Below are 14,941 nucleotides of genomic sequence, written 5' to 3'. Positions count from 1 at the left end.
CGGCCGAGCCGCCTGGGGCGGCCCCGGGTGAGGAGCGTCTAGGCCGGCCGGTTCCCGGGGTGCGGCCGTGGCCGGCCGTCGTGGCGCAGCCGGAGGCGGCGCCGGGGATGGGAGCGCAGCACCGGATGCAGGCGCCAGCCCTGCTCCGAGGCGACACCCAGGACGTAAGCGGCGCCCGCGCCCCGGTAGTAGTGCGCGCCGAGGTCGAGGTCGCGGTGGATCTCGCGGGCGGGCCCGGCGGTCTCCACCAGCCGCGTCTGCCTCCCGACGCGCCGGTCCACCCGCGCCCGGTAGTACGCCGTGTCGCCGTCCCGCACCAGTGCCACCGGCGTGACGCACCACAGCGGGATGAACGGCACCCGGCTCAGCAGGGCGTCCAGCACCCGCACCGCGCCGGTCTCGGCGCGCGGCACCAGGTAGACGAGCAGCTGGGCGACGGCCGCCGCGCCGTAGCAGCAGATCGCGAAGAGGACCCACAGCACCCACCACAGGGGCAGGAACAGGAGGGTCAGCGGGAGCAGCAGCAGCCAGCGCAGCGCGGCCGGCCGGGCCGGGAGCGGTCCCCAGGCCGGGTCGTCGTGGTCGGGCACGGACGATGCGTTCCCCTCGGTTCGCCATGGTCTTGCACAGTGCGCCGGTGAGTGTACGCCGGAGGCCGTCGGCCTGGAGCGGCGGGTGCTCGCGGCGGGCAAGGCGGTGCGCCCGGCCGGCGGTCAGGGCGGTGCGCCCCGGCGGCTAGGCCCTCGGGGTGCGGCGGAGGGTGATGTTGGCGTTGGCGCCGGTGTCGGGGGAGACGACGACCTCCTGGGCGGCGGCGATGCCGTCGGCCAGCAGTTCGGCGTCGACCGGGGTGTTCCGCTTGACCACGGCGAGGGCGATGGGGCCGAGTTCATGGTGGCGGGCGGCGCTGCCGACGAAGCCGACGGCGCGGCCCGCCGCCTCCACCGGTGCGCCGTGCGCGGGGAGCCGGTCGGCGTGGCCGTCGAGGTGCAGCATGACCAGGCGGCGCGGCGGGCGGCCGAGGTTGTGCACCCGCGCGACGGTCTCCTGGCCCCGGTAGCAGCCCTTGTCCAGGTGGACGGCCGGGCCGATCCAGCCGGTCTCGTGCGGGATGGTGCGGTCGTCGGTGTCCAGGCCGAGGCGGGGGCGGTGCGCGGCGATGCGCCGCGCCTCGTAGGCCCACATCCCGGCCGGGCGCACCCCGGCGGCGGTGAGCGCCTGGGCGGTGGCGGCGGCGGTCTCCGTCGGGACGAAGAGGTCGACCTCTTCGCCGGTGCGGCGGGCCACCAGGCCGTCGGGGACGTGCGCGGCCGCCTCGGGGCCGGCGAGGGTGAGGACGGTGAAGGAGTCCGTGACGTCGTCCACCTCGACCCGCAGCAGGAAGCGCATGGAGTCCAAGTAGGCGTGCAGCGCGCCGATCGTGCCGGGCTCGACGTGCGCCCAGAAGGCGGTGCCGTCGTCGACGGCGCTCAGGTGGTGCTCGACGTGGCCGTGCGGGCCCAGCACCAGCGCCTCGGTGGCCTCGCCCGGCGGGAGCTCGCGCACGAGCTGGGAGGTGAGGTCGTTCAACCAGCCGAGCCGGTCGGGCCCGGTGACGCGCAGCACGCCCCGGTTCCCCCGGTCCACCCACCCGGCCGCGCGTTCCAGCGCGCGCTGCTCGGCGACGGGATCGCCGTAGTGGGCGGCCACGTCGGCGTCGGGGGCGGCGCCCGGCACCGCGCCGGGCAGGCTGAGCGACACGGAGTTCATGCCTTCAGGCTATGCGGTCGGGGACGGAGCCGGACGGGCGGAGTCGTGGTCGGCGGAGGTCGTCGCGGATCCGGCACGCGGGTGATGCCGGCGCGGGTTCGCCGCCCAGCGCGATCCCCTGCGAATTGCCCCCGCATTGCGCTTCCCTGCCCCGACCATGACCCGCGCTCCGTATTCGCGCGCTCACCCTCCGGGCACGACTCGGGAGGGTCGCGGCCGCCGGTAGGGAGCCGAGGCGCCACCCGCCGGAATTCGCCACGAACGGAGTTCACCATGGCCGATGCCTACTTCGCCTTCACCACCACCCCGCACGAACCGGAGTTCGTCTTCAAGCTCACCGACGACGCCCGGATCGCGCACGCCCGCCGGATCGTGTCCGGCGAGGAGACGGAGCGGGTCCACGTGCACGGCCGGATCATCAAGAGGCAGATGCCCTACAACCCGCGCTGGGACTTCAGCCTGGACCCCGACACCGTCGACTTCTTCGAGGTGGCGATCGAGGTGTGCGACGCCAACACCCAGTACGTCAACGACCACCTGGACGAGGCGGGCGGCGCCTTCCTCCCCGGCGGCCACTGGTGCCCCTGGAGCTCCCGGGTCATCCGCGAGGTCAGCCCCGAACGCGCCGGGGCCTGACCCGCGCGCCTGAGCCCGCGCCGGGAGCGGCGCGGGCTCAGCTGAGGGTGCGGAACTGGCGGGTGGCCGAGATCGCGCCCGACATGGTGAGGGTGAAGGTGCGGATGGAGTCGGCGAAGTCCGACAGCCGCCAGTCGGCCGGGCCGTGGTACCAGGGCAGGTCGTCGTGGCCGCCGCCGTTCGCGCCCGCGCTGGCCAGGATCTGCGCCCAGCGGTCGACCAGGTCGAACACGATGGCGTACGGCAGGTAGCGGGAGAACAGCTCCACCCGCTGCTCGGTCGGCACCTCTCCGGCCTCGGCGCGGTGCAGGTACTCGCGGAAGCCCAAGGTGTGCGCGAACACCGCGCTGCCCTGGGCGGTCTTCGCGGGCATGTACTGCGCGCCCACGGCCAGCGCCGCGCCCGCGATCACCACCGCCAGGCCGGTGACCGCGTAGGTGGTGAAGAAGGCCAGCCCCACGGTGAGCACCGCCCCCGCCACGCACACCGCGATGCCGACGGTGGCGGTGCGCCCCCGGGTGGCGTCGGGGCGCCGCGCGAACCAGCCCAGCCGCACCACGTCGCGGTACAGCTCGCTGCGGACCTCGGCGAGCCGGGCCGCGAAGGTGTCGCCGAGTTCGGAGACGCGGACGTCGTCGCGGCCGTTGAACAGCGCGTCCAGCAGCACCTTCTCGTAGCGCAGCAGCGGATCCCCCGACGGCGGGGTGCGCTTGCGCAGCAGCCAGTCGATCGCGGAGAAGTGCTCGCGCTCCTGCTCGTGGATGTCGATGTGGCCGCGCGCCGCCAGGTCGACGATGGTGGCGGTGATGTCGACCACGTCGGCCTGCTCGTCGATGAGGGTGCCGATCTGCCCCGGGTGCACGCCGTCGGGCGGCCGGAACTCCAGCCCGCCGCCCGGCCGCTCGGCCACCGGGGCGTGGTCGCCCTCGGGGGCGTGCTCGCGACGGGCCCGTTCGTCGCGGCCGCGCACCCGGATCAGCAGCGCCACCCCGCCGACCAGCGCCACCAGCAGCACACCGAAGGCCGCCCCCGCCGACGGGGTGATCTGGAAGGCCCGCCAGAAGGCCGACACGTGCTCAAGCCGCGGCTCCCCGGGTGCGGTGCCCGACGGGTAGCCCACGGCCACGCCCAGCTCCTGGCCGGGCCCCAGCCTGGCCTGCTCGAAGTGGGCCAGGCTCGCCTGGTGGCCGCCCATGTTCGAGGTGGTGCAGTACATCGAGCTGGCGGGGTCGCCCGCGGTGCACGACAGGTTCAGCGGCGGCGCCTGCGCCGTGACGGTGACCCGGATGTCGGCCGCGGGCACGCTGTAGCCCCCGGCCGCCACCCACTGGAGTTCGTCGCTGTCCGACAGCGAGGTGGTGGCGCCGTGCACCCGGTAGCGCAGCACCACCACCTGGTCCTCGGCCGCCTCCTGGGTGGAGAAGCGGACGGTGGTGGTGTCGGCGCCCTCGTCAACGCTCAGCCGCACGGGGCTGCCGTCCGGGCTCGCCGCTTCGAGGCCGTCGACCCGGTAGACGCGGTCGTAGCTGTCGTTGTACGGGGCGCGGGTGACGAAGGTGCGGCTCAGCTCGGTTCCGGCGCGCAGCACGAGCGTCTCCTGGGCGTCGAGCACACCGTCGGTGCCGACCCTCAGCTCGATCTCGGCCGCCTGGATCGAGCCGCCCAGGACGTCGGCCGCCGCCGGTGCGGCTCCGAACGCGCCGACCGCGACGGCCGCCCCCGCGACCACGGCGGCAAGTCCCCGAACCCACACCATGGGGCCCGACTTTACCGTGCGCGATGGTGCGTTCCGTGAACTCCGCAAGACCGTACGCACCTGCTCACGGCGGGGCTGCGAAGCACCGCCGGGGTGTCCCCGGCAGGCTCTAGGCTTGGTCTCCGCAAAGTGGACGGAAGGCGGTGGGCGCGCATGGCCGAGCGGTCGCACGGCGGGGGCGCCCCCGCGCGGGCGCGCGCCGCCGACCGCTACGCCCCCCGTCCGCTCCCGGCGCAGCGGCGGCGCGGCATGGACCTCGGCACCGCCTTCGCGCTGGTGCTCGGTGTGCTGGCCTTCGCGCTGGCCGGGATCGTCGCGGTGGCCGCGCTGCTCACCGACTCCGACCAGCGCACCACCGCCGGGCCCGGGCGCTTCGGCGAGCCGTCCGGCCTGGCGACGCCCGAGGACGGCCGCCCGCCCGGCACCCGCCCCTCGGGGCAGCGGGCGCTCACCGACAACCCCCTCTACACGGCCGGCCCGCTGCCCACGTCGGTGTGCGAGCCGCCGGAGCTGGCCATCCACGACGAAGCGTCGATGACGGCCTTCCTGCACGCCACCACCGACTGCCTCGACGCCACCTGGGCGGCCGAGTTCGCCGACACCGGCATGCCCTTCGGCGCGCCGGAACGGGTGTTCTGGACCGTCCCGGGCCGCAGCCCGTGCGGCGACTACCCGCTCAACGGCAGCGCCGCCTTCTACTGCGCCGCCAACAAGGGCCTCTACATCGGCGTCGACGACGTCGTGCACAACTCGGCCGGAGCCGAGCAGCCCGTCGTCTACGGCAGCCTCATCGGGCACGAGTACGCCCACCACGTGCAGATGGAGGCGGGCATCCTCGGCTACATGCACGACCGCCGCCGCCGTGCCGACGGCGCCGCCGAGGCCCACACCTGGACCCGCCGCAGCGAACTCCAGGCCAACTGCCTGTCCGGCGTCTTCCTCGGCAGCGTCGCCGACAGCTTCCCCGTGGGCGAGGAGCAGCGCGCCGCCGCCCTGGCCGACGCCTACGCCCGCGGCGACGGCTCGGCGTCCGCCGAGCGCACCCACGGCACCCCGGAGAACGCCCGCGACTGGCTCGCCCGCGGCCTGGCCGAGAGCGACCCGGGCGCCTGCGACACCTGGTCGGCGGCGGAGGCGTCGGTGCGCTGAGGCGAGCGGGGCGGCGACCGGCGCCGGCCGGCACGAGGGCCGCGCCGTAGGCGGCGCGGCCCCCTGCGCGTTCCGAGGGTCCTCAGGACGCCCCGTCCCCGGTGAGCCGGTCGATCCAGGACTGCCAGGCGGCGGTGCGCGAGGCGCGGTCGACCGCGACGCCGTAGAAGTACTGGGTGGTGCTCACCATGCGGTGCAGGTCGTCGACCATGAACCGGACCAGGCCGTCTCGGGTGCGGACGCCCAGCAGCATGCCGCCGCGCAGGTCCACCGCGCCCTCGACGGGTTCGACGCCCTCGGGGGCGAGCCGCACCCGCTCGCCGATCGCCGGGTCGGCGCCCAGGCGGGCGAGCAGATCGGCCCAGACCGCCGCGCCGGGCCGGTCGGTGAACCCGGTGGCGATCACATTGGCCACCGGCAGCCCGGCGAAGTGCCGGAAGTACTCGGCCAGGTTGTGCAGGAACATCTCCCAGCCCGCGCCGAAGCCGTCGTACTCGGCCTCCCAGTCGTCGCCGCCGAAGAAGCCGCTCTGGACGAGGCGGAGCACCGTGGTACCGCCCTCGCCGCCCTCGACCAGGAACTCGATCGTCATCGGCGGGGCGCCGTCCGGGCCGGGCGCCCCGTAGACGATCCGCCGGCCCGGCTCGTGCTCCAGCACCTGGCCCATCTGGGTGCTGCCGCCGCCGAAGTCGGCCTCGATCCGTCCATCCGTCTGCTCGTGCGGCACGAACCAGACCGACATGCCCTCCGGGGTGGAGACCGCCCGCCACACCTGCTCAGGGGCGGCGGCCAGCTCGATCTCCTTGGCCAGGCGCCGGTGCTCGTCCACCGCGGTCAGTCCTGCTGGGTGAGGACGATGAGGTTGCCGCAGGTGTCGTCGAACACGGCCTGCGCACCGAAATCCGTCTTCGTCGGCTCCTGGGTGAAGTTGACGCCGTACTCCCGCATCCGCCGGTAGTCCTGCTGGAGGTCCGTGCTGCCGAGCATGGTGAACGGGATGCCCGCGTCGTAGAGCGTCCGCTTGTACACCTGCGCGGCCGGTTCGCCGCCGATCTGGATGCCCGGGTTGCCGTCGGGTTCGAGCAGGAGCTCGACGCCGTCGGGCGCCTCGGGCGAGACGACGGTCAGCCACCGGGCGCCGCCGGCCGGGATGTCGTGCTTCTTCACGAAGCCCAGCGCGCCGGTGTAGAACTCCAGGGCCTTCTCCTGGTCATCGACCAGGATGCTGGTGACCGGAACGTACATGATCAACCCTTCTCTTCTCGTCGGACCGTCGGGTGCACGGCGATCACGATGCGGTGCGAGCGCCCGCCGGACGCGGACTCGTCGTGGTACTTGGAGACCAGCGACGTCACTGCCCCGGCCAGTTCTTCGGCGAACATGGCGCGGTCGGCCGCGGAGGCGAACCGGACCTCGCCGTCGATGGCGAAGGTGGCCAGCCGTTTGCGGGCCTTGGCCGCGGAGGTGACCAGCTCGCCCACGTCGCGCACCAGCCGCGCCGCCAGCGCGAGCAGCCAGCGCGCCGACAGCTGGTCGCGCGAGCGCTCGGGGTCGGGTTCGACCGCCGACAGGGCGCTCGGCGAGATCACGTACGAGGCCGCGGTGGCCCGCAGTACGCGCTCGGTGCAGTTGCCCTTGCGCCGCTCCTCGACCAGCTCGACCAGCCCGTGCCGCTCCAGCGCGCGCAGGTGGTAGTTGGCCTTCTGCCGGGTGAGCCCGACCCGCTGCGCCAGTGTGGTCGCCGAGCCTGGTTCGGCCAGTTCGGCGAGGAGCCTGGCGCGCACCGGGTCGAGTGAGGCCTCGGCCGCCTTCGGATCGTCGATCACCGCCACGTCGTGCATGGCCCTACCGTCGCACCGACAATTTAATTTGTCAAGGACGTTGAAGTGGTCGGCCGACGAGTAGTCGAGATATAACGTGACTCGGTTCACGTGCCTGTTGCAAGCAGAACGCTTGCAATTGCAAGCGCCGTGGATAGGCTTCTGGGCATGGCGACGCTCAAGGTCGACTCGATCGGCGAGTACATCCGGCAGCAGCGCGAGCAGGCGAAGATCTCGCTTCGGCAGCTCGCGCAGGCGGCCGGGGTGTCCAACCCGTACCTGAGCCAGATCGAGCGGGGCCTGCGCAAGCCGAGCGCGGAGATCCTGCAGCAGATCGCCAAGGGGCTGCGGATCTCGGCCGAGGCGCTCTACGTCCAGGCGGGATTCCTGGACGAGAGCGGGGCCGGGTCCGACGTGCGCCGGGCGGTGCTCGCCGACCGGGGCATCAACGACCGGCAGAAGCAGGTGCTGCTGGAGATCTACGAGTCCTTCCGCAAGGAGAACGAACGGACCGGCGACGTCCACGGTGGCGGCGAGGCCGAGAACGGCCGGACGACCACCACGGACAGCCCGTCGGCCGAAAGCGAGGCGCCCGACGTACCGGCGGAGGCGGGCCCGCGGGCCGACGCCTCCGAGGCGGGCGCGAGCCGTTGACGGCGCCGAGCCGCCGCACGAAGACCCATAGGCCGGAGACCAGTCACCCGAAGGGACCGAAGACATGCCGCTGACCGATGAGATGAAGAAGCTCCGCGAGAGCAAGGCCTTCTACGCCGTGGCCGGGGCGGGCGACCTCGCCGCCGAGACCATCCGCACCGTGCCCGACCGGCTGCGCCAGGCGCAGGAGCGCAGCGACTTCGCCAAGCTCCAGGACCGCGCCGTCGCCTACGCGGGCGTGGTGGGCTCCAAGGCGAGCGAGATCGTGGACCAGCTGGCCGAGCGCGGCCGAGTGGCCATGGAGCGCGCCAACCGTCGGGCCAACGCCCAGCTGGAGGCCGCCGAGCGCGCCCGCGCCACCGAGGCCGCCCGCGAGGCCGCCGAGCGCGCCGAGGCCGTGCCGACCGTGACCGTGGTCGACAGCAAGCCGGCCGACTCGACCGAGCCGACCACGCCGGGCGGCCAGGCCGCCTCGGGCAGCTGACGGGCGGACGCACCCAGGCCGACCGGCCGCGCGGCCGACCGACCGGGCCGCGCCCGGAAGAACCGCGACCGGCTGACGTCGGTCAAGGCGGGCGCCCCCGCCGCGTCGGCCGCCTACGGCCGGCCTCGACGGTGGTCGGGCGGTCGGCCGTGGAGGCCGCCGCCGGCCCCGCCACCGGCACGGGGCCGGGAACCCTCAGGGGTCCCGGCCCCGTTGAACCACAGACGGCCGTCGGAGGGGGAGACCCCTTGATCACAATCCTGGCAGTTCCGGCGGTCGCGGGGCCGGGCGGATCGGAATCTGTGCACAAGCCGGCCCGGTGGGCCGGAGTTTTCCACAGTTGCCGGATCGGGACTGGCCCGTCACGGCCCGCGCACGGAAGACTTGAAAGCAAGGGGACTCCCCCTGGTCCCGGGGAGCGGTCCGCCCTCCGGGCGGCGCTCCCGGCGCCGGGCCGCGGCGGCGGCGCGGTGCGGGGCGGGCCTCAGCGGTAGCGGCGACGACAGGAGTGATCTACCGGCCATGCAATTCGTGGTGTATCTGTTCTGGGCTCTGGCCATCGCGGCCTTCGTGGTCGAGTTGGTCGCGCTCGTGGAGGCGGTGCGCACGCCGGCGAGCGCGTACACCGCCGCGAGCAAGATGACCAAGCAGATCTGGCTCATCATCCTGGGTATCGCCACGGTCTGCGGACTCGCCGGCGCCGTACAGATGATCAGCCCGATCGGCTTCCTCACGGTCGGCGCCTTCGTGGCCGGCTGCGTCTTCCTCGTCGACGTCCGCCCGGCCGTGAAGCCCTACCGGGGCAAGTCCGGCGGAAGCAACAACGGCCCCTACGGCCCCTGGTAGGCGCGCACCGCGCCCGCCAGGACCTGATCCGCGACGGTGCCGTCCCGAACTCCGGGGCGGCACCGTCTCCGTTCGCCCCCGCATCGGTGGACGGCGTCGGCACCGAAGTGGGCGTCGGCCGCGGTCCTCCGGCCGCCGCAGCCCATCGAAGAAGCCGGTCGGGCGGAGCCTGCCGGCGCGAGCACGGCACCGGCCGCGCTTCCCGGTCCGCCGCAGCCCATCGCGAGAAGCCCGCCGGCTGGAGTCCACGGCGTGAGCCCGGCCGTCCGCGGCGCGTCGGCCGCCGCCTCGCAGCCCCCGGAAGACACCCATCCGGGACCCCGCCAGTTGACCTCAACCATGCTTGAGCCTTTACCGTCGCAGCCGTCCGGTGCAGGACCATCACCGAAAGGCGCAGGCACATGACACGGCTCGATCTCGGACCCATCGGCGTGACGCTCGACGTGCGGGCGGACGGCGGACACCTCGACCACGCCGCCACCCTGGAGAAGCTCGGCTACTCGGCGATCTGGATCGCCGGCGGCCAGCTCGCGACGCTGGACCCGCTGCGCGAGGTGATCCGCGCGACCGAGTCGATCCCCGTGGGGAGCGCGATCATCCCGGCCCGGGTGTACCCGCCCGAGGACGTGGTCGCGCTGCGCCGCGAGATCGAGGCGAGCGATCCCGGGCGGCTCATCGCCGGACTGGGCGGGACGCACGGCGAACGCCCGCTGCGCACCATGAACGCCTACCTCGACAGCCTGGACGCCGCCGACCCGCCGGTCCCGGCCGGGGCCCGCGTGCTGTCGGCCCTGGGGCCGCGGATGCTGGAGCTGTCCCGCGACCGCGCCGCCGGAGCGCTGTCGCTGCTGGTAACCCCGGAGTTCACCGCCCACGCCCGCCGGATCCTCGGTGAGCGGGCCGCCCTGGCCGTCATGGAGTACGTCGTCGTGGAAAGCGATCCGCGCCTGGCCCGGGACACGGTCCGCGAGTCGATCGCCTTCCTGTCCACGGTCGGCGGCTACCCGCAGAACCTGCGCCGGATGGGCTTCACCGACGACGACATCGCCGCGACGAGCGACCGCCTGATCGACGGCCTGGTCGCCTGGGGCGGGGTCGACGCCGTCGCCGCCCGGGTCCGCCGCCACCTCGACGCCGGCGCCGACCAGGTCGTCCTCGGCGTCCAGTCGACGGACCCCGGCGCCGTCCCGCACGCGGAGTGGCGGGCGCTCGCGGACGCCCTCATCGGCTGACCGGGCCGGACGGGCTCAGGGGCCCGGCTCGTCCTCGGCGCGCGCCGAGGGGCGCATGCCGATGTTGTCGATCAGGGAGGGCGGGTCGCCCATCGCGATCTGCGGCACCGCCCCGCCCATCGGGATCTGCGACGACTCGGGCCACGGCATGGCGGGCGGCGCGGCGGGCGCTTGGGCGGCCGCTCCGGTCGCCGGCGCCGCCGGGACGCCGCCGCGGGCGGCTGCCTCACCGCGGCCACCGTCCTCGCGGGCGCACTCGGTCACCGTGCGGATGCAGGTCCGCAGCACGTGCAGCATCGAGAAGCCCTTGCTGTCGTAGCGGTCGCCGGACCCCAGGCGCGCCACGTGGCCGTCGAGGAGTTCGGCCGCGCCGGTGATCCGGTCCAGCTGGGCGGCGCCGCAGTGGCGCGTCGCGGCGTGCAGCCAGAACTGGGCCTGGACCAGGTCGTCGAACCACTCGCGCTGGTGCTCCTGCCTGAGGACGGCCGAACCGCCGCCTCCGTCGAACTCCGACCGGAGGTTCGCGGCGCGCAGCAGGTGCCGCAGCGCCCCGTCGTAGGCGGCGGCGCGCTGGTCGCGGCGCCACTTCCGCTCTTCGCGGCGCGCCTGCCGGTGCTCGGTCAGCACCGCCCCGAACAGGGTGATCAGCGCGCCGAGCAGCGCACCGACCAGTCCGATGATCGCCGATGTCATGGCCGCTCCTCACGATCGGCACCGTGCCCAGTGCCCAGTGTGCAGTGCGCGGAGTCAGACCTCCGGCCGTCCTCCATCGTTCCCGATCCGCCGCCGCTTACGGCAGATCGGCCGCCTCTGCTTCACTCGCCCCATGCTGAGCATCGGATCGGTCGTACTGGGCGTGGCCGACGTACCGCGCGCCGTCGCCTTCTGGACGCGGGCGCTGGGCTACGTCCCGCGCGAGGAGCCCGAGGCGGACTGGGCGGTGCTGCGGCCCGCACAGGGCGCCGGCGTGCAGCTGTCGCTGGGCCGCAGCAAGACCCCGGCCCAGGACCGCCCCCGTGTCCACCTCGACCTCTACGCGGGCGACGCCGCCGACCAGGCGGCCGAGGTCGAGCGGCTGCTCGCCCTGGGCGCGCGGCGCGTCGCCTGGGAGCTCTATCCCGAGGACGCCGACTTCGTCGTCCTCGCCGACCCCGACGGCAACCGCTTCTGCGTCATCGACACCGGCCGGGGCTGACGCGCGGGCGCCGTGCCGTCCGGGCCTAGCCCGCCCCCTCCGGCGACGGGGTGCCCTGGCGCTGGGCCGGGACGTTCGGGGCCGGGGTGCCCGTGACGGCGTCGGCGCTGGCGGTGGCGGCGGCGAGCAGGGCCGGGCGGTAGTCGGGGTCCTCGGTGTAGCGGCCGTGCGCCTCGACGGGCGGGTAGAGGGCGTCGCCGGGGCCGGGGTCGTACTCGCGGGGGTCGGGCAGCGGCTCGCCCGGCGGTACCGTGCGGCCGCGCGGCAGGTGGATCTGGCCGCCGATCGGGTCGGTGGTGCGCCACAGGTTGGTCCACGTGGCGGTGCGGGCGTTGAGGTCCTCGAAGGCGACCGGGCCGAAGTAGGCCGGGAAGTAGCGCGAGTACAGGCGGTCCAGCGGCGAGCCGTAGGTGAGCAGCGCCACCTTGCCCTGGCAGTCCTCCGGCAGCTGCCAGATGGTGGCGGCGGCCAGCACCGAACCCTGGGAGTGGCCCGACAGCACCACGCCCACGCCCTCGCGCACGGCCGCGCTGACCCGGCTCACCAGCTGCGGCACGCTGCGCTCGGCGTAGCAGGGCGGGCTGAGCGGGTGGGCGGCGCGGGGCCAGAAGGTGCCGACGTCCCACAGGATGCCGACCGCCTGCCGCACCGGCCGGTTCACGTAGGCGGTGCGGCCGAGGAAGACCAGCCCGATGAGCAGCAGCCCGCTCAGCCAGGTGCCCAGGGTGACCATCGCGTCCACCGACCCGAGCAGCGGCTCCGGCATGTCGCCCAGCGCCAGGGTCGGCACGTACAGCGCCTCGTCGGCCACCGCCTGGGTCAGCAGCGCGTCCACCCGGCCGCCGGAGGCGGTCCCGAAGGTCACCACCACCAGGGCCAGCGCAGGGAGCATCAGCGCCACCAGGCAGACCGGCAGCGCCTCGGTGAGCCGGCCCAGCGCACGCCCCCGGGCGATCTCGTCGGTGCGCCCGGGGTCGGCGTCGGAGCCGTACTGCCGCACCACCGGCTCACGCATGCCCACCGCCAGCCGCCGGTAGGCGAACCACAGGCCCGCGACCATCAGCAGCGCCGTCAGCGCCTCCACTGTGAAGCCCACCAGCACCCACGCGTAGGCGCCCGGCAGGCTGAACGGCACGCAGCCCGCCTCGGGCGTGCTCGGCCCGATCGGACAGCCGCCCAGCCAGCCCGCGGAGCGGATCGCCACCGCCGCCGAGAAGGCGCCGCCCAGCAGCACGCCCAGCGCCGCCGTCAGCGGCCCGGCCAGCCCGCGCAGCGCCGCGGCACGGTGCTGCCTGCCGGTGGTGTACAGCAGCGCCGTCACCACCAGCAGCGCCAGCAGCAGCACGCACTGCGCCAGGAACAGCCCGGCCAGCAGCCCTGAGAAGCCGGGCAGCGGCCCGGCCGCCGCCCAGCCCGGCCGGGGCACGCACGCGTAGCCCGCCGCCGCCACCAGGGTGAGGATCGACGCCGCCCGCACGAACGGGTACGCGGCGCCGAGCCGCCCCGGCCACCGGCGCCCCGAGCCGGGCCAGCTCTCCAGCATCGCCAGCAGCGTGCACAGCCCGGCCAGCACCGCCGCGACCAGCACCAGCCACCAGCCCACCGCCGCCTGGGCGCCCGCGCCCGCCGCGTCGTCGGCCCGCCAGGGTGCCAGGGCCAGCAGCCCGGCCACCGCCGCCAGCGAGGCCGACACGTGCACGGTGCGCAGCCGCCCCACGATCGCCCGGCCCCGCCAGAAGCCCGGCCGCGACAGCGGCGCCTCGGCCTCCCGGTGCACGGGGTCGGCGGAGCGGTCGGTCTCGTAGTCCTTCCAGGCGCGGTGCGACAGCCGCCACAGCACCCCCACCACCAGCACTGGCACCGCCGCCGCCAGCGCCAGCCTGCGCCCGGGCGAGGCCCACCAGCCGGTGGACACCACGTGCAGCCAGCCCTCGCTGCCGCACGCCGCGGTGGACGCGCACTGCCAGGCGACGATGTCCATCGACACCCCCGCCGAGGCCAGCGCCAGCAGCAGGGTCAGCGACAGCGCGAGCAGCCGCACCACCGCGTCGTAGACGTGGTTGACGGCGTTGTGCGCGGCGCCGTAGCCGCCGCCCAGTTGCCGGGGCCGCATCCAGTAGGCGAGATTGGCCAGCATGAACGGGAGCAGCAGCAGCCACAGCGCCCGCGAGGAGCGGCCCGAGGTGAGGTTCCCCCAGGTGTACGCCTCCTTGACGACATCGCCCGGCGGCGGCTCCACATCGCGGCGGAGCCGGAAGAAGCCGGCCAGTCCGTCGCCGAGCACGCGCACCGAGGGCACGCAGTCCAGCAGTTCATCGGCCGGGGTGCCGCTGACCCCGTGGATCCGCAGCTCGATCGCCCGCCAGCGCCCGGGATTCGCGTCCATGCCGTCCTCGCCGTCGTCGCCGTGACTCTCAGCATGCGCCAGGACGACGCGCCGTGACAGTGCTTCTCAGCGGCTTCTTCCGGATCGGCCGGGACCGGCCGTGCGGCGGCGGCTCACAGCGGCAGGTTCCACAGCGCGAAGGTGGCGGCCATCAGCCCGGCGGAGGCGCCGAGGATGGCCAGCTGGGCGCGGCGCGAGAGCGCGGCCGACGGCTCCAGCAGCCGCGACACCCGGGTGACCACGTCGTGCTCGGTGCCCGCGGCGCTCAGCGCCCCCGAGGGCACCCGGCCCGGCCCGGCCGCGCCGATGCGCAGCAGCGCCATGGCGAGGGTGCGCGCGGCCAGCTGCCGCCGCGCCTGGTCGTCGGCGCACATCTCGATCAGCAGCCCGACGGCGGCGTAGGACGACTCCACCACGCCGACGCCGGGGAAGGCGCGGCGCAGCGAGGCGAAGGGCAGCAGCACGAGGTCGTGGCGCTCGCGTAGGTGGGCGTGCTCGTGGGCCATCACCGCGTCCAGTTCGCCCCGGTCGAGCAGGGCGAGGGTGCCGGCGCTCACCACCACCTGGGAGCGCACGCCCGGCACGCAGTAGGCGGCCGCGGCGGGGTGGTCGAGCACCAGCGCGCCCGGCAGCTCGGGGTGGCCGCGGCCGACCAGGTTCAGCAGCTCGCGGTGGCGCTGCCTGGCCCGCATCACCGCCACGAAGGAGGCGACCAGCATCCACAGCAGCAGCCCGGTGAGCCCGGCGGCGGCGCCGATGGCCGCCAGCTGGAAGGGGCCGACGGTGGTCAGGCCGGTGGGCGAGGCGAGTTCGCCGGCGAGCGCGAGCAGCCCGCCCACGACGCCCTGGCCGTAGGGGAGCAGCCCGACCGCGAGCAGCGCGCCGATCGCGGCGAAGCCCCACGCCAGGCCGATGGCCTGCCACGCCACCACCGCGGCGTGCGGCCCCCGCAGCGGCCACGCGGCCCGCCGCAGCCGACGCGCCGCGTACATGCAGCCCACGGCGATGGAGGCGAGTAGGACGGCGCTGACCAT

The 14,941-nt window shown here is 74.8% G+C and carries 16 protein-coding genes; 7 read left to right on the top strand and 9 right to left on the bottom strand.

Translation table 11 applies throughout. The features are described 5' to 3' along the window. Nucleotides 1-38: 38 nt before the first annotated feature. Nucleotides 39-590, bottom strand: coding sequence for a hypothetical protein (locus tag CLV72_RS08705; RefSeq protein ID WP_106242731.1), 552 nt, complete (start codon nucleotides 588-590; stop codon nucleotides 39-41). A gap of 145 nt (nucleotides 591-735) precedes the next feature. Continuing rightward, the gene (ygfZ, locus tag CLV72_RS08700; RefSeq protein WP_106242728.1) at nucleotides 736-1,749 is read right to left on the bottom strand and encodes a CAF17-like 4Fe-4S cluster assembly/insertion protein YgfZ; all 1,014 of its coding nucleotides are present in this window, start codon (nucleotides 1,747-1,749) and stop codon (nucleotides 736-738) included. A 273-nt stretch (nucleotides 1,750-2,022) separates the two neighbouring features. On the opposite strand from ygfZ, the gene CLV72_RS08695 reads away from it, so the two are divergent. Continuing rightward, a complete protein-coding gene (locus CLV72_RS08695) occupies nucleotides 2,023-2,385 on the top strand; it encodes a BP74-related protein (RefSeq protein WP_106242725.1) in 363 nt (120 codons plus the stop codon). A 37-nt stretch (nucleotides 2,386-2,422) separates the two neighbouring features. Here the strand turns inward: CLV72_RS08695 and CLV72_RS08690 are convergent, their stop codons facing one another. After that, nucleotides 2,423-4,141, bottom strand: a complete 1,719-nt coding sequence (locus tag CLV72_RS08690) for a DUF2207 domain-containing protein (protein WP_106242721.1) — start codon at nucleotides 4,139-4,141, stop codon at nucleotides 2,423-2,425. Between the two features lie 153 nt (nucleotides 4,142-4,294). Here CLV72_RS08690 and CLV72_RS08685 point away from each other — a divergent pair, with 153 nt between their 5' ends. Beyond that, complete coding sequence (locus tag CLV72_RS08685) at nucleotides 4,295-5,290, top strand: neutral zinc metallopeptidase (RefSeq protein ID WP_245930006.1); 996 nt, start codon at nucleotides 4,295-4,297, stop codon at nucleotides 5,288-5,290. A gap of 82 nt (nucleotides 5,291-5,372) precedes the next feature. Here CLV72_RS08685 and CLV72_RS08680 read toward each other — a convergent pair whose 3' ends face one another. The 3 genes from CLV72_RS08680 to CLV72_RS08670 are packed head-to-tail and all read right to left on the bottom strand — an operon-like array spanning nucleotide 5,373 to nucleotide 7,131. Further along, nucleotides 5,373-6,119, bottom strand: coding sequence for an SRPBCC family protein (locus CLV72_RS08680; RefSeq protein WP_106242719.1), 747 nt, complete (start codon nucleotides 6,117-6,119; stop codon nucleotides 5,373-5,375). A gap of 5 nt (nucleotides 6,120-6,124) precedes the next feature. Beyond that, entirely contained in the window at nucleotides 6,125-6,535 is a 411-nt protein-coding gene (locus tag CLV72_RS08675; protein ID WP_170140922.1) for a VOC family protein, read from the bottom strand. A 2-nt stretch (nucleotides 6,536-6,537) separates the two neighbouring features. Continuing rightward, entirely contained in the window at nucleotides 6,538-7,131 is a 594-nt protein-coding gene (locus CLV72_RS08670) for an ArsR/SmtB family transcription factor (protein WP_106242716.1), read from the bottom strand. A gap of 147 nt (nucleotides 7,132-7,278) precedes the next feature. Between CLV72_RS08670 and CLV72_RS08665 the strand changes: the two genes are divergently transcribed. The 4 genes from CLV72_RS08665 to CLV72_RS08650 all read left to right on the top strand — a co-directional run bounded on the left by CLV72_RS08665 (nucleotide 7,279) and on the right by CLV72_RS08650 (nucleotide 10,326). Then, a complete protein-coding gene (locus tag CLV72_RS08665; protein ID WP_106242713.1) occupies nucleotides 7,279-7,764 on the top strand; it encodes a helix-turn-helix domain-containing protein in 486 nt (161 codons plus the stop codon). Nucleotides 7,765-7,828: 64 nt separating this feature from the next. Further along, nucleotides 7,829-8,248 (top strand): hypothetical protein, encoded by a 420-nt coding sequence (locus tag CLV72_RS08660; protein WP_106242710.1) that lies wholly within the window; start codon nucleotides 7,829-7,831, stop codon nucleotides 8,246-8,248. A 522-nt stretch (nucleotides 8,249-8,770) separates the two neighbouring features. Further along, nucleotides 8,771-9,094, top strand: a complete 324-nt coding sequence (locus CLV72_RS08655; RefSeq protein WP_106242706.1) for a DUF2516 family protein — start codon at nucleotides 8,771-8,773, stop codon at nucleotides 9,092-9,094. A 401-nt stretch (nucleotides 9,095-9,495) separates the two neighbouring features. After that, nucleotides 9,496-10,326 (top strand): TIGR03620 family F420-dependent LLM class oxidoreductase, encoded by an 831-nt coding sequence (locus CLV72_RS08650; protein ID WP_106242704.1) that lies wholly within the window; start codon nucleotides 9,496-9,498, stop codon nucleotides 10,324-10,326. Between the two features lie 15 nt (nucleotides 10,327-10,341). Here CLV72_RS08650 and CLV72_RS08645 read toward each other — a convergent pair whose 3' ends face one another. Continuing rightward, nucleotides 10,342-11,019 (bottom strand): hypothetical protein, encoded by a 678-nt coding sequence (locus tag CLV72_RS08645; RefSeq protein WP_106242701.1) that lies wholly within the window; start codon nucleotides 11,017-11,019, stop codon nucleotides 10,342-10,344. 133 nt (nucleotides 11,020-11,152) lie between these two features. Between CLV72_RS08645 and CLV72_RS08640 the strand changes: the two genes are divergently transcribed. Further along, nucleotides 11,153-11,521 (top strand): VOC family protein, encoded by a 369-nt coding sequence (locus CLV72_RS08640; protein ID WP_106242698.1) that lies wholly within the window; start codon nucleotides 11,153-11,155, stop codon nucleotides 11,519-11,521. A 25-nt stretch (nucleotides 11,522-11,546) separates the two neighbouring features. Here the strand turns inward: CLV72_RS08640 and CLV72_RS08635 are convergent, their stop codons facing one another. After that, complete coding sequence (locus CLV72_RS08635) at nucleotides 11,547-13,907, bottom strand: hypothetical protein (RefSeq protein WP_106242696.1); 2,361 nt, start codon at nucleotides 13,905-13,907, stop codon at nucleotides 11,547-11,549. Between the two features lie 113 nt (nucleotides 13,908-14,020). Beyond that, entirely contained in the window at nucleotides 14,021-14,941 is a 921-nt protein-coding gene (locus CLV72_RS08630; protein WP_106242692.1) for a M56 family metallopeptidase, read from the bottom strand.

The sequence above is a fragment of the Allonocardiopsis opalescens genome (genome assembly GCF_003002095.1).
GTDB lineage: Bacteria > Actinomycetota > Actinomycetes > Streptosporangiales > Streptosporangiaceae > Allonocardiopsis > Allonocardiopsis opalescens.
The sequence above is the reverse complement of the archived record's forward strand: the minus strand, read 5'-3'. Positions and strand labels throughout refer to the sequence as shown.

Bases quoted from the DNA above. Each gene is read 5' to 3' on its own strand.
- ygfZ (WP_106242728.1), bottom strand. From the start codon at position 1,749: ATGAACTCCGTGTCGCTCAGCCTGCCCGGCGCGGTGCCGGGCGCCGCC.
- CLV72_RS08695 (WP_106242725.1), top strand. From the start codon at position 2,023: ATGGCCGATGCCTACTTCGCCTTCACCACCACCCCGCACGAACCGGAG.
- CLV72_RS08690 (WP_106242721.1), bottom strand. From the start codon at position 4,141: ATGGTGTGGGTTCGGGGACTTGCCGCCGTGGTCGCGGGGGCGGCCGTC.
- CLV72_RS08685 (WP_245930006.1), top strand. From the start codon at position 4,295: ATGGCCGAGCGGTCGCACGGCGGGGGCGCCCCCGCGCGGGCGCGCGCC.
- CLV72_RS08675 (WP_170140922.1), bottom strand. From the start codon at position 6,535: ATGTACGTTCCGGTCACCAGCATCCTGGTCGATGACCAGGAGAAGGCC.
- CLV72_RS08670 (WP_106242716.1), bottom strand. From the start codon at position 7,131: ATGCACGACGTGGCGGTGATCGACGATCCGAAGGCGGCCGAGGCCTCA.
- CLV72_RS08665 (WP_106242713.1), top strand. From the start codon at position 7,279: ATGGCGACGCTCAAGGTCGACTCGATCGGCGAGTACATCCGGCAGCAG.
- CLV72_RS08660 (WP_106242710.1), top strand. From the start codon at position 7,829: ATGCCGCTGACCGATGAGATGAAGAAGCTCCGCGAGAGCAAGGCCTTC.
- CLV72_RS08655 (WP_106242706.1), top strand. From the start codon at position 8,771: ATGCAATTCGTGGTGTATCTGTTCTGGGCTCTGGCCATCGCGGCCTTC.
- CLV72_RS08650 (WP_106242704.1), top strand. From the start codon at position 9,496: ATGACACGGCTCGATCTCGGACCCATCGGCGTGACGCTCGACGTGCGG.
- CLV72_RS08645 (WP_106242701.1), bottom strand. From the start codon at position 11,019: ATGACATCGGCGATCATCGGACTGGTCGGTGCGCTGCTCGGCGCGCTG.
- CLV72_RS08640 (WP_106242698.1), top strand. From the start codon at position 11,153: ATGCTGAGCATCGGATCGGTCGTACTGGGCGTGGCCGACGTACCGCGC.
- CLV72_RS08635 (WP_106242696.1), bottom strand. From the start codon at position 13,907: ATGGACGCGAATCCCGGGCGCTGGCGGGCGATCGAGCTGCGGATCCAC.
- CLV72_RS08630 (WP_106242692.1), bottom strand. From the start codon at position 14,941: ATGGTCAGCGCCGTCCTACTCGCCTCCATCGCCGTGGGCTGCATGTAC.